13 protein-coding genes are annotated in these 12,655 nt (G+C 33.9%); 7 read left to right on the top strand and 6 right to left on the bottom strand.

What is annotated here, in order from left to right; genetic code table 11:
- Positions 1-93 precede the first annotated feature (93 nt).
- The 3 genes from ACTJIW_RS08375 to ACTJIW_RS08385 all read left to right on the top strand — a co-directional run bounded on the left by ACTJIW_RS08375 (position 94) and on the right by ACTJIW_RS08385 (position 3,249).
- Positions 94-972: a PPK2 family polyphosphate kinase gene (locus ACTJIW_RS08375; RefSeq protein WP_073408773.1), complete on the top strand. Its 879-nt coding sequence runs from the start codon at positions 94-96 to the stop codon at positions 970-972.
- A 352-nt stretch (positions 973-1,324) separates the two neighbouring features.
- Positions 1,325-2,311: a sensor histidine kinase gene (locus tag ACTJIW_RS08380; RefSeq protein WP_440715237.1), complete on the top strand. Its 987-nt coding sequence runs from the start codon at positions 1,325-1,327 to the stop codon at positions 2,309-2,311.
- 224 nt (positions 2,312-2,535) lie between these two features.
- On the top strand, positions 2,536-3,249 hold the full coding sequence (locus ACTJIW_RS08385; protein WP_440715236.1) for a LytR/AlgR family response regulator transcription factor: 714 nt from the start codon (positions 2,536-2,538) through the stop codon (positions 3,247-3,249).
- Positions 3,250-3,251: 2 nt separating this feature from the next.
- On the opposite strand, the gene ACTJIW_RS08390 is transcribed toward ACTJIW_RS08385, so the two are convergent.
- Positions 3,252-4,187 (bottom strand): DUF6268 family outer membrane beta-barrel protein, encoded by a 936-nt coding sequence (locus ACTJIW_RS08390; protein WP_440715235.1) that lies wholly within the window; start codon positions 4,185-4,187, stop codon positions 3,252-3,254.
- 168 nt (positions 4,188-4,355) lie between these two features.
- Complete coding sequence (locus tag ACTJIW_RS08395; protein ID WP_012026988.1) at positions 4,356-4,871, bottom strand: hypothetical protein; 516 nt, start codon at positions 4,869-4,871, stop codon at positions 4,356-4,358.
- A 190-nt stretch (positions 4,872-5,061) separates the two neighbouring features.
- Between ACTJIW_RS08395 and ACTJIW_RS08400 the strand changes: the two genes are divergently transcribed.
- The 4 genes from ACTJIW_RS08400 to ACTJIW_RS08415 all read left to right on the top strand — a co-directional run bounded on the left by ACTJIW_RS08400 (position 5,062) and on the right by ACTJIW_RS08415 (position 9,492).
- A complete protein-coding gene (locus ACTJIW_RS08400; RefSeq protein WP_121360336.1) occupies positions 5,062-6,447 on the top strand; it encodes an MATE family efflux transporter in 1,386 nt (461 codons plus the stop codon).
- Between the two features lie 118 nt (positions 6,448-6,565).
- Positions 6,566-6,793 (top strand): hypothetical protein, encoded by a 228-nt coding sequence (locus ACTJIW_RS08405; RefSeq protein WP_012026986.1) that lies wholly within the window; start codon positions 6,566-6,568, stop codon positions 6,791-6,793.
- Between the two features lie 42 nt (positions 6,794-6,835).
- On the top strand, positions 6,836-8,776 hold the full coding sequence (locus tag ACTJIW_RS08410) for an LTA synthase family protein (protein WP_149206414.1): 1,941 nt from the start codon (positions 6,836-6,838) through the stop codon (positions 8,774-8,776).
- A gap of 179 nt (positions 8,777-8,955) precedes the next feature.
- Positions 8,956-9,492: a hypothetical protein gene (locus ACTJIW_RS08415; protein WP_440715234.1), complete on the top strand. Its 537-nt coding sequence runs from the start codon at positions 8,956-8,958 to the stop codon at positions 9,490-9,492.
- A gap of 26 nt (positions 9,493-9,518) precedes the next feature.
- On the opposite strand, the gene meaB is transcribed toward ACTJIW_RS08415, so the two are convergent.
- The 4 genes from meaB to ACTJIW_RS08435 all read right to left on the bottom strand — a co-directional run bounded on the left by meaB (position 9,519) and on the right by ACTJIW_RS08435 (position 12,619).
- Positions 9,519-10,610: a methylmalonyl Co-A mutase-associated GTPase MeaB gene (gene meaB / locus ACTJIW_RS08420; RefSeq protein WP_440715233.1), complete on the bottom strand. Its 1,092-nt coding sequence runs from the start codon at positions 10,608-10,610 to the stop codon at positions 9,519-9,521.
- Between the two features lie 287 nt (positions 10,611-10,897).
- Positions 10,898-11,539: an NAD(P)-dependent oxidoreductase gene (locus ACTJIW_RS08425; RefSeq protein ID WP_012026982.1), complete on the bottom strand. Its 642-nt coding sequence runs from the start codon at positions 11,537-11,539 to the stop codon at positions 10,898-10,900.
- Positions 11,540-11,597: 58 nt separating this feature from the next.
- Positions 11,598-12,005 (bottom strand): RrF2 family transcriptional regulator, encoded by a 408-nt coding sequence (locus ACTJIW_RS08430; protein ID WP_012026981.1) that lies wholly within the window; start codon positions 12,003-12,005, stop codon positions 11,598-11,600.
- A gap of 149 nt (positions 12,006-12,154) precedes the next feature.
- Positions 12,155-12,619: a hypothetical protein gene (locus tag ACTJIW_RS08435; protein WP_121360340.1), complete on the bottom strand. Its 465-nt coding sequence runs from the start codon at positions 12,617-12,619 to the stop codon at positions 12,155-12,157.
- Positions 12,620-12,655 lie beyond the last annotated feature (36 nt).

Here is a 12,655-nt window from a genome sequence, read left to right on the forward strand (position 1 = left end):
GAATGTTATTTTGAAAAACAGGCAGCTAATAGTGATGCCGATAGCTGACAGAATTCGTAAAAGTAGTATATTTATGATATAAATGTGAAAAATATGAAATCAATAGATCCGAAAGATTTTAAAGTTACTGACAAAATCAAATTAAGTAAACTTCCTACTTTATTAAAAGTCGATGCTGATGCTGATGAAAAAGAAGAAAAATTAGACAAAGTCCAGGCGAAATTGAGTGATTTGCAGGATGTAATGTATGCACACAATAAATATGCTGTTTTAATTTGTCTGCAGGGAATGGATACTTCCGGGAAAGACAGTTTAATCAGGGAAGTTTTTAAAGAATTTAATCCGCGCGGGGTTGTGGTGCATAGTTTTAAAACGCCAAATTCTTCAGAACTGGAACACGATTATTTATGGCGTCATTATATTGCCCTGCCGGAAAAAGGAAAGTTTGCCATTTTTAACCGCACGCATTATGAGAATGTATTGGTAACACGTGTGCATCCGGAATATATTTTGGCAGAGAATTTACCGGGAATTAATTCAGTTGACGATATTAAACCTAAATTCTGGAAAAACAGAATTGAACAAATCAATAATTTCGAAAAGCACATTGCCGAAAACGGAACTATTGTCATGAAGTTTTTTCTGAACTTAAGTAAAGAAGAACAACGTCAGCGTTTATTACGCCGTTTAGAAGAAGGAAAACACAATTGGAAATTCTCTCCCGGTGATCTTAAAGAGCGTGAGCATTGGGATGAATATCAGCAGTATTACGAAGAAGCTATAAATGAAACTTCTAAAGAACATGCGCCATGGTACATTGTTCCAGCCGATGATAAAGATATGGCGCGTTATATTGTAGCCAAAATTATTTGGGAAGAAATGAAACAGTACACAGATATTAAAGAACCGGAACTGGACGATAAGATAAAAGCCAATTTTGCGCTTTATAAAGAACAGCTTGCAAAAGAATAGTTTTTTGTAAGCTTCAGAAAAGCAAAATATTTATACCAAAGAATAAACGTTTGCATTATAAAGCTCCGGAGGAGTGACATATATTTAGGTACAGAAAAATATGTCGCTCCTTCGGAACTTTTTTATTTTAAGGATTGTTTTTCCATTAGATAACTTTAAAAATTCCGTTGGTCAAAACAATAGTGTAGTTCATCAAACTAATTTTAACAGCAATTGTGGTTTGTGCTCCTTTGCTGTTTGTTTAAAATATATAGGTTAATTTTGAATGTAAATCTTATAAATTATTTAGATGGTTGCAAATTATAAAAATAGGCATTGGATATTTTTAGTCTTTTTCTGGAGCTTATTAGGGATGACAATCTGGGCCCAGATGATCGAAGATTACGATTTTTTGACAGCCACGATTCAGGCCGTTTTAGTTTTGTTTTGTTCTGCCGTTTTAGCTCATATTTTAAGTGATGTTATACTGCCCAAAGCACTAAAACAAAATAAAATGAGCTGGTTTGCGGTACAAAGCGTTATTGTTGTACTGCTTTTGGCATTTTGTCTGTCATTAATTTATATTGTTTTTTCTGATTCGGTTTTGAGAAGGAAAGCATATCCAGGAGAAGCTGATGTGGAGTCTCTTCATTTTATGTGGTCACGATTTTATGGCAATATTCCATCGGCGATTTTAATCTGCGGTACTGCCTGCGGACTTCGGTTTTATCAGGAGCATAATGTTATCGAAAGAAATCATGCGCAATTGCAGCAAGTTCACCTTGAAGCACAAATCAAGATTTTGCAGGATCAGATAAATCCGCATTTGATGTTTAATATTTTGAATCATATTCATATTCTAATGCAGAGTAATGTACAATTGGCGTCTGTTTTATTGGTTCAGTTTTCAGATATTCTGCGTTATCAATTGTATGAATGCAACAAAGAATATGTGCCGCTGCATCTTGAAATTAAATACTTGAAAGATTTAATTGCTGTTGAAGAAACCCGCTGGGGAAATGAACTGGAAGTAAAAAGCAAATGGAATATTGAAGACGGACAGCTGCAAATCGTGCCATTGCTTTTGGTTCCTTTAATTGAAAATGCTTTTAAACACGTGTCCCGACTTCCAAATCAAAAAGGATATGTGCATTTATCGTGCGAGCAGATAAACCAGCAATTGAATTTTAGAATCGAAAACTCGTATACAGAACAATATAAAATTCCGTCTAAAAGTCAGGGATTAGGACTTGAAAATGTAAAGAAAAGATTAGCGATTCAATATCCGGAAAAACATCAATTTAATATCAATAAAACTGATTCTGATTTTACGGTTACAGTAACTTTAGATTTAAAATGATTTTTTTGTCGCTAATTGCACGAATTAACATGAATTTTTAATCTAATGCTTTGTGTTCTTTGCGTCCTTTGCGGTTAAATTTTTTAGCCACAGATTACACGGATTAAAAGGATTAAAAAAAGAGAAAAATCTGCTAAATCTCCCATCCCGATAGCTATCGGGAGCGTGAAAAAAAAATAAACATTCAACCTGAAACAAAATAAACCTGAAACAAAAACAATATTATGAACATGAAATGCCTCGTTATAGACGATGAACCTATCGCAAGAAACGGAATCGTAGATTTTATTTCTAAAATTGATTTTTTGGAAGCTGCGGGTACATGTGCTTCGGCATTAGAAGCAACTTCGTATCTTCAGGAAAAGCAAATCGATTTGATGTTTCTCGATATCAATATGCCTTATCTTACCGGATTAGAGTTTCTGGAATCCTTAGATAATCCGCCATTGGTGATCTTTACAACTGCCTATTCAGAACATGCTTTAGACGGATATCGTTTACAGGTTGTAGATTATTTATTAAAACCTATTACGTTTCAACGCTTTTATCAGGCATCTTTAAAAGCCAGACAATGGCATCAAATGATGCACGTTCCAAAGCAGAATCAATTAGACCCATTTTTATATGTGCGTCAGGAAGAAGGATTTCAGAAAATTTCCTGGGTAGATATTTTATATATTGAAGGAATGCAGAATTATGCTAAACTTCATTTTAAAGAAAAAGTCATTGTAATTCATCAAACCATGATTTCATTAGAAGAAACACTTCCGGCAGAGATTTTCTTTAGAATTCATAAATCATTTTTAGTAAACATCACTCATATCGATTCTGTTTCGGGCGGACGATTATTTATAAAAGGACAAGAACTACCAATTTCAAGAACCCGCCGCGAGGCATTATTGAAAGAGGTAGTCTATAAAAACTTATTAAGCAGGTAGCTCTAGAATTTCCATTTTAGAGCTATTGCTCCGTAAAAAGTAGTAGTAAATCTTGGATCGGCTATATCTTTTTCTTTAAAAATATCTTTAATCTTTCTATTAGTAGTAGAGAAACTGCGAAGAAGAGTAGTTCCAGCAGTAGGTTCAAGAGTCCAATGCTCGCCAAACTTAAGCTGAGGTCGTAAACCTGCAATTATCTGCTGATATCCCAATAACGAAGATTTATTTCCAATTTTGGTTTCGGCCGTCATACCGCTTAATTCTCCCACAAGCTTTAAATCAAGATTGTCAGACATTTTATAGCCAAACTCCACACCTTCAGGAAAAGCAACTTTAAAATGCAAGGCGCCTCTGGATTCCCAATTAAAATAAATTCCGGGCAATACCATTGGCACACCAAAACTATTGGTTAAAACCGGGCCTATACCTAAAGCCAGATTAGGATTAAATTGTTTGATAAAAAGCACTCCTCCTTGTATCAGGACATCATCTTTGTTAATTTCGACCATATCTGTATAAACTCCAACAGAAGCCAGGATTAATAAAGACCAGGATGGAGAAATAGATCGTAAATGTTTAATACCAACTTGTGTGTTCAATAATTCAGTTGGAAATCCTGTCTGAAATTCTGTCGGGAGATCTTGAATATTGTAGTTTCTGTTTTCCATTCTCGCATAACTTCCATTTACAAAAACAGACCAGAGTCTGGGATTATTGTATTTGTCTGTTTCTAACGAAATTGGTACTTCAAAAACAATCTGGGCTCTTTTAAAATTGCTTTCGGCATTTGTTCTGGTGCTGTCTATTGGCCGGACATATTTAGAAAAAGGAACATAATCGACTTTAAACTCACCTGAAATTCCGGATTGTGATTGTGCTGCAGCAGAAACCAATAAAAGAAGAAAAAGCTGCGATAGATAAAAAACTGTTTTGTTCATGATTTGATTAATTTTTCTGCGAATTACCGCGATCTAAATCAATACTGAAAAATCATTTGACTAATGGTAATTTTGTTTTGACCAATGGCATAAAATACAAAACCCGGAAGACTATGAAAACTTCCGGGTCTGTTACCAAAAACAAAAAAATAAAATAAACCTTTCTTTTTATAGATCAAAACCATAGGCCAAACGTAAAGCCACTTGATTGGTTTTGAATTTGTTGTAGTCCTCGTAGCGGACACTTATGTCAATGTATTTGTTGGCGTACCCAATTCCAGGCGCCCATAAAAAAGTAGTGTCGTTATAACCGTTTGTTACAGCAAAACCGGCACCTACTTCACCTAAAACATAAAATTGATCTTCCCAGATAAAAGCTTTAAAACCAGCTTTTGCAGGAATAAATCCTAAATCTTTTATGTCATTTCCTAAATCATCTTTTCCTAAAAATAAATTTGTAAAACCTGTTGTTAGCGTTAATGATGTTTTTTTAGATAAATCATATTGTAAACGAACGTCTCCTCCAAGTGACCAGTCATAATCATTATCAGTTGGAATACCGCCATTTAACCCAAAACCTAATCTAAATCCCTGATTGTAATTTGTTGCGGCGTCTTGAGCGAAAGTTGTGTTGGAGTATAAAAAAGCAAAGGCAGCTAGGCATATAATCTGTAATTTTTTCATGGCAAATATTTTTGAATTATTAATAATGTAAAAGTAAAATAGAGGTCTTTTGAGCTTGTTATATAATTTTTAAAAATCGTTATATAATATTATGGTATGCTGATTTTAGTCTTAATATTGGCTTATGTTTTTATAAATAGATCAGAATTCGAAGCTTCTGATTATCTTTGCGCACTAAAAAAGAATACAAGTGAATTTAAAGCAGTACACAAAAGAATTTTCATATAATTTTAAACTTGCCTATCCTGTTATTTTAGGAATGGTTGGCCATACTTTAATTGGTATTGTCGACAATATAATGGTAGGGAAAATTGGCAGTACAGAATTAGCAGCAGTTTCATTAGGAAACAGCATGATTTTTATTGCAATGTCTCTGGGAATTGGTTTTTCTACTGCCATAACTCCAATTGTAGCAGAAGGCGATGCAGAAAAAAATGACAGTAAAATTCGTTCTGCTTTTCACCACGGATTATTTTTATGCACCATTTTAGGATTAGTGCTTTTTACTGTAATCATGTTTGCAAAACCTATAATGGAATTATTAAAACAGCCTGCAGATGTTATTGTTCTGGCAAAACCTTATTTGGGCTGGGTAGCTTTTTCGTTGATACCTTTAATTATGTATCAGGGATATAAACAATTTGCAGATGGAATGTCTCTTACAAAATATTCTATGTATGCTATGGTTATGGCAAACGTGCTGCACGTAGGGTTAAACTATGTTTTAATTTACGGAATCTGGATTTTTCCAAAAATGGGAATTATCGGGGCGGCATTGGGAACTGTGATTTCGAGAATATTTTTGGTAATGTTTATGCATATAATGTTGTCAAGAAGAGACGATTTAAAACGTTTCTTTAAGGGTTTCAGTTTTGATGAAATCAAAAAAGCAACGATCAAAAAAATCATCAGCATTGGATTTCCATCGGCAATGCAAATGTTGTTTGAGGTAGTTTTGTTTACCGCTTCGATATGGCTTTGCGGTAATATTGGAAAAACCAGTCAGGCCGCTAATCAGATTGCTTTAAGTCTGGCTTCGATGACTTTTATGTTTGCAATGGGATTGAGCGTCACTTCGATGATCAGAGTCAGCAACCAAAGAGGATTAAACGATTATAAAAAGCTGATTGTCGTAGCCCGTTCTATTTTCTTATTGGCAATTATACTCGAAACTTTCTTTGCACTTCTATTTATAGTATTCCATAATTATCTGCCGCATATGTTTTTAAATATGGAAAATACAGGACAGGTTCTGGATAATACCGAAGTAATTGCAATTGCATCAAAACTGCTTTTAATTGCGGCTGTTTTCCAAATTTCTGACGGAATTCAGGTTGTAGTTTTGGGCGCTTTGCGCGGCTTACAGGATGTAAAAGTGCCTATGTATATTACATTTGTGGCTTATTGGATCATTGGTTTTCCTATTTCGTATTATTTAGGAGAGCATACAGATCTAAAAGCGCAAGGCGTTTGGATAGGACTTTTGGCAGGTTTAACAGCAGCAGCAATTTTTCTGTATATTCGCTTTCATTTTCTAACGAAGAAGTTAATCGCAAATTCACCTTTAAATAATTAAGTTTGAAGCTTGAATAATAATATAAAACAGATTTTAGGATTTAAAAATCATTTTAATCTGTAACAAAAAACGAGTCTGATAACAGACAATTGTAACATCTAAAATAAACTTAAATAATATGGAATTACCTAAATTTTTACTCGGAGATAATACTGATTTTCCAGATGATATTTTTATCATTCACCTGGATTATCCAAGATTTATAATTAACCTAAAAGATGATGAGGTTGAATTTTTGGAAGAAGCTGAAGATCTTGATGAAGCAGAATTAAATGCTGAAATGGAAGGTTTGATTGAAAAAGCAAACGAGTTTTACGACAGAGAAGTAAATCGTTACGAAGAGTAACGATACAGTATTTTTCAACCAAAAATTAATTGAAATTATCTAATGAAAAAATTAAGTTTCTTAAAACCTATTTTCAATTTTATATTGATCGGATTACTGATTACGACTTTAAGCCGAATCTTTTTGTTTTTTCTTTTTAAAGAAAGAGTAGAGCAGACACCAGATTTCTGGTATATTTTTCCAATCGGTTTACGAATGGACTTAATTTTACTTTGTTATTTGTCATTTCTGCCGGCTGTTTTAATCACTTTTCTGCCAAACAACTGGATTAAATTCACCAATAAGTTTCTGGTAATTTACAGTTTCTTGTTTCTGTTTTTAATACTTTTTGTTGAACTGGCTTCGCCAGATTTTGTAAAGCAGTACGATACACGTCCAAATAAGATTTTCTTAGATTATCTTATTTATCCAAAAGAAGTAGTGGGAATGCTTTTAAAAAGTTACTTGACTTCAATTATCGTTACTTTTTTGATTTTGGGAGTTGTGATTTATTTTGCCTTCAAAAAAGGGAAAAAATATTTCCATACTACAAGCACACAATATAAATTCAAATTAATGATTTTTCCATTAGTTGCTTTTTTATTGTTTTTTGGAGCGCGTTCAAGTCTTACTTCAAAACGCCCTATTAATGCCAGTAATGCCGTTTTCTCAACAGATCAATTAACAAATACTCTAGGATTAAACTCATTTTATACGGTTGCTTTTGCCGCTTATTCAATTAAGAACGAAGGAAACACTAAAATGTACGGTAAAATGGATGAAGCCGAAGCGATTGCCCGTGTAAAAAAATACATGATCGCCGGTCCAAATGATTTTACAGATGCAGCAATTCCGTTTTTGCATGTACAGCAGCCAGATTCTGTTATGAAAAAGCCATATAATTTGGTAATATTTCTACAAGAAAGCCTAGGTGCAGAATACGTTGGAATTTTAGGCGGAAAACCATTAACACCAGAATTTGATAAATTATCAAAAGAAGGATTATTGTTCACCAATTTATATTGTACAGGAACCAGAAGTGTACGCGGGATCGAAGCCGTTGTAACCGGATTTTTACCATCACCATCAGAAAGTGTTGTAAAACTTGGAAACTCACAGCAAGGATTTTTTACACTTGCCGATGCTTTAAAACATAAAGGTTATGATACCAGTTTCATTTATGGCGGAATGGCTAATTTTGATAATATGGCTTCGTTTTTCAACGGAAATGGTTTTACAGATATCGTAGACCAGACCGATTTTGAATCAGACGGAAATAAATATGCTTTCAAAGGAACCTGGGGTTATTCTGATGAAGATTTGGTTACGAAAGCCAATAATTATTTCAAATCAAAAGGCGATAAACCGTTCTTTTCTTTAATGTTTTCAACTTCAAATCATGAGCCGTTTGAATATCCTGCGGGAAGAATTAAACCTTATGATGCAAAACCGGCAACAGTGAATAACGCCATGAAATATGCCGATTTCTCGATTGGGAAATTCTTTGAAATGGCTAAAAAAGAACCCTATTTCAAGAACACAATTTTTATTGTAATTGCTGACCACAACACCAGAACATACGGAAAGAATTTAGTGCCAATTAATAAATTCCATATTCCGGCATTTATTATGGGGCCGGGAGTTCCAAAAGGTGCCGTTTATGACAGACTGGCAAGTCAGATTGATATTCCGCCTACATTATTGAGTTATTTAGGAATTCCTTTTGAAACGCCAATGGTAGGAAGAAATTTAAGCAGATTAGATCCGAAAGTTCAGGGAAGATCTATTATGCAGTTTAATGATATTAATGCTTTTAGAGTTGAAAATCAGGTTGTCATTATGCAGCCAAATTTGAAACCGCTTCAGTTTGAAATCAAAAACGACACAACTTTAATTCCGGTAAAATTAAATGAAGAATTGGCAAAAGATGCTTTGGCACACGTAATTACGGCTGGGAATTTATATAAAGAAAACAAATATAAGCTTAGAGATACGAAAAAATAATTTTCAATTCATTTAAAAGAAAAGCTGTTAGGTATGTAATTTCATACTTAGCAGCTTTTTTTTGTATTAAAATTCGAACGAAAAGGGTAACAAAAAATAAATTTAATTGATATATACTAAACCAAAAGGCGTAACCTGAAAAGCCAGTAATAGAGTAAGGTCAATTAAATTAATTTATTATGAAAAATTTACAACAAACAAAATCGAAAGTATTAAAAGCAATGTTAGTTTTTGCGTTTGCCGCTTTTTTTATAAGCTGCAACAACGATTCTAGTGAAGATCAAAATGCTCAATTATCAAATACAGAGCAGGAAAATCAACCCAATACTCAAAGATATTTACCTCACTATGAAGGAACTATTGTGCGAGCCTGGGGAGCGCATAATATTGACTGCAGTCAGCCGGAAGGGTTTTGTAATTTTGTTTATTACGAATGGAGAACCTATGGCTTTGCGAAACCAAATCCTGACGGAACACCAGTACGTGTTGCAAATGAAAAAGGGAATTTTGTTATGGAAATTCAAAAAAGTGCTTTAACCACAGAACACAAAAAAGTATTATTACAAAATGGAGACGTTTATGTAATTCCGGAAGGACAGACTATAGCTCCGGAATTAGTTAAATCACTTAAGTTCAATTCAGACATTTTAATTCCTGGTAAATATCGTATCGTAGAAAGTGAAGATACTTATACAATTTCAATCAATGTAAAATAAATGAAATAGTAAAAAGCTTTAAGGAATTAGAAGCTCTTTTTATATTCGTTTAATAAAAGCTGAGCGGCTGCAAAAGGTGATATTTCATTATTTTGCACCGCTTTTTTATTTTGTTCCAATAATGAAATGATTTGAGGCTGATTGTAGAAATTTTGTTTCAGCTGTTCGTTGATAGTTTCCATCATCCAAAACTGGTTTTGTTCGTTTCGTTTTTCCTGAAAAAATCCAGACTCTTTGGTCATTTCAAAATAATCAGAAATGGTATTCCAAATTTCCGAAATGCCGTCTTTTGTAATCGCACTGCAAGTGGTCACTTTTGGCTGCCAGTTCGATTTTTTTGGAGGAAATAAATGCAAAGCACGGTTAAATTCAAGTTTCGCCTGATTTGCTTTTTTAATATTATCACCATCTGCTTTATTAATGACAATGGCATCTGCCATTTCCATAATGCCGCGTTTTATTCCCTGAAGTTCATCACCAGCACCGGAAATTTTCAATAAAAGAAAAAAATCTACCATGCTGTGAACCGCAGTTTCGCTTTGGCCAACTCCAACAGTTTCAATAATTATAGTATCAAAACCTGCTGCTTCGCACAAAATAATAGTTTCGCGGGTTTTACGGGCAACACCGCCTAAATTTTCGCCCGAAGCACTTGGTCTAATAAAAGCATTTTCATCTTTTACCAATTCTTCCATTCGGGTTTTATCACCCAAAATACTTCCATGAGAGATTGAACTGCTTGGATCAACAGCCAAAACAGCGACTTTTTTTCCTGTCTGAGTTAAAGAAGTTCCGAAAGCTTCAATAAAAGTACTTTTTCCAACTCCGGGAACTCCCGTAATTCCTATACGGATAGATTTATTGGCATGAGAAAGACAACCGTTTATAACTTCTTCTGCCTTTGCCGTATGCTCGGGATTAGTGCTTTCAACGAGCGTAATTGCACGACTCAAAGCAGTTCTGTTTCCCGAAAGAATTCCAGTAATTAATTCTGCTGCCGAAGGCTGTTGTCTGCGTTTGTTTTTAATTTGATTGATAGCCAAAACATTGGTAATTTCAGGAGATGAAATTCCAGCTTTTTCAGTTAAACTTCCCGACTGTTTTTTTAAACTTGACAAAATACTTTTTTAATATTGTAAAAGTACAGAAAACAAAAACAGTTTCAAAAGGTTAGTTAGCCAGTAATTGCACGAATTTACACGAATTTGTTATCCTATTTTTTGTTTCTAAACGAAGTAGAAGAATTGATACAAAAAGACCCGACAAAGATTGTTTAGCAGTAATTTTTAACATAAAGAAACCCGACAGGTTTTTAAAACCTGTCGGGTTTGAGTAGTATTGCAGCGTTTCCAGCTCAAAATCATATAAAACTTAGCATCTTAGAACCTTAGCACCTTTTAAATAATTAATAAGCCGCTGTAAATCTAACCTGGTGGTGTTTTGGATTTTCTGCTTCATCAGCAATAACAACTGCTAAATCCTCTACAGATAAGATACTTCTTTGCTCATCATTAAAAACAGGGTTTTCTAATCCTAAACGGTATTTTCCTGTTCTTCCGGTTGTAATTCCCTGATGCATTTCAAAAGCAGGGCTGAAAAATGCCCAGTCTAATTCTTTTTCTTCTTTTAGGATATTTAAATAATCTCTTGCAGCCGTAGCACCTGCATGATATTCTTTTGGAAAATCTGGTGTGTCAACCGCTTGTAAACCCGGAGCTACAAATAAACTGCCCGCGCCGCCAATTGTGATGTAGCGTTTTACACCTGATTTTTTTACTGCTTCCTGAATGGCTTTTGATCCGGCAATAAAATCATCATAAATGTTTGGGTTTGTCCATCCAGAATTATACGCATTGATAACAGCGTCATTTCCTTTTAAAATTTCTGCTAATTCATTTACATTAAAGATATCAGCACTTTTCCATGTCACATTTGCTGTGTCTTTTGGGTTTCTTGCAATAGCTGTAATATCGTGTTTTCTGTCTGCTAATTCGTTTAAAATTGCTGAGCCAACAAATCCTGTTGCTCCAATAATTGCGATTTTCATAGTATATAAATTTATTTAGTAATAAAAAATGTTACAGTTTTGGGTAAAAAAATAGTTTTTAAAATTGGTTCGAAAAATCCTCTAAAGAAATTCCTTCTAATTGTGCACTCACTTTCTCATTCATATCAGCATATAAATTTGCCAGATGCTGATTAATATTTTTTCCAACAGGACAATCCGGATTAGGCTGGTTTTTAGCATAACCTAAACCAATGGTCTCAAAAGTCATTTCAAAAATCTCTTTTAAAGTCAGTTTAGAAGAATCAACGGCCAGTTTGGTTCCGCCATTTTTTCCTTCTTTACTTTCTACAATATGATGTGCTTTTAGGTTGGCAATTTCTTTTCGAACCAAAACCGGATTTAAATTAATACTTCCCGCAATAAACTCAGATGATAAATAATCATTCGGAAATTTATTGAGCAGAGTAAGAATGTGAATCGTTATGGCAAATTTACCTGAAAGCATACTGTAATAAAATATGTTACAAATGTAGGCGCTTTTTTGGAATAAAAAATATTTTTTAACTAAAAATTAATTTCTTTTGTTTCAGGTCATTAAAGAAGAGCAGAAGGAAATGCACAACGTTCAATAAATGATGCGCATTTCCGAAATAACTATTTGATTTTTAATTGATTTCTGATAGAAGAAAAATAAATCCAAGCTATAAAAAGAAGTTGCAAAGGGATTCTAAACCATAAGTAAGAGATTCCTTTTCCTGTATAGTCAGCACTCTGTAAATTTATATTATGATAGGAAGCGTAAATATTAGCAGGAAGCAGTACTATAAAAAAGAGTATAAGCAGCCAGCCTGTAAGTAATCTCATTTTCGGAATCAAGAGCCCAAGAGCGGCTATAAATTCGATTATTCCTGTAATGTATACAATTGCCATTGGAAAAGGAAGAAATGAAACCATCATGGTCATTCCTTTTGCAAATACAAAATGACTTATGGCAGTAAATACCAGCATAACTGACATCGCAATTCTGCCTGCTTGCGAAATTTCAAATCTTTTGGTTATAAGCTTTATAATAAGCAGCGAAATTGTAAAAGTCCCTAACAACACAATTAAAGTTTCCATATCTTTTTTTATGCAAAGTTGCAATGTGATGGAAAC

This window comes from Flavobacterium sp. 22659 (assembly GCF_052044235.1).
In the GTDB taxonomy this organism is placed as follows: domain Bacteria; phylum Bacteroidota; class Bacteroidia; order Flavobacteriales; family Flavobacteriaceae; genus Flavobacterium; species Flavobacterium johnsoniae.

Excerpts from the sequence above, each read along its gene's own strand:
- ACTJIW_RS08385 (WP_440715236.1), top strand. The coding sequence starts at position 2,536 with ATGAACATGAAATGCCTCGTTATAGACGATGAACCTATCGCAAGAAAC.
- ACTJIW_RS08410 (WP_149206414.1), top strand. The coding sequence starts at position 6,836 with ATGAAAAAATTAAGTTTCTTAAAACCTATTTTCAATTTTATATTGATC.
- ACTJIW_RS08380 (WP_440715237.1), top strand. The coding sequence starts at position 1,325 with ATGACAATCTGGGCCCAGATGATCGAAGATTACGATTTTTTGACAGCC.
- ACTJIW_RS08425 (WP_012026982.1), bottom strand. The coding sequence starts at position 11,539 with ATGAAAATCGCAATTATTGGAGCAACAGGATTTGTTGGCTCAGCAATT.
- ACTJIW_RS08405 (WP_012026986.1), top strand. The coding sequence starts at position 6,566 with ATGGAATTACCTAAATTTTTACTCGGAGATAATACTGATTTTCCAGAT.
- ACTJIW_RS08430 (WP_012026981.1), bottom strand. The coding sequence starts at position 12,005 with ATGCTTTCAGGTAAATTTGCCATAACGATTCACATTCTTACTCTGCTC.
- ACTJIW_RS08390 (WP_440715235.1), bottom strand. The coding sequence starts at position 4,187 with ATGAACAAAACAGTTTTTTATCTATCGCAGCTTTTTCTTCTTTTATTG.
- ACTJIW_RS08415 (WP_440715234.1), top strand. The coding sequence starts at position 8,956 with ATGAAAAATTTACAACAAACAAAATCGAAAGTATTAAAAGCAATGTTA.
- ACTJIW_RS08375 (WP_073408773.1), top strand. The coding sequence starts at position 94 with ATGAAATCAATAGATCCGAAAGATTTTAAAGTTACTGACAAAATCAAA.
- ACTJIW_RS08395 (WP_012026988.1), bottom strand. The coding sequence starts at position 4,871 with ATGAAAAAATTACAGATTATATGCCTAGCTGCCTTTGCTTTTTTATAC.
- ACTJIW_RS08435 (WP_121360340.1), bottom strand. The coding sequence starts at position 12,619 with ATGGAAACTTTAATTGTGTTGTTAGGGACTTTTACAATTTCGCTGCTT.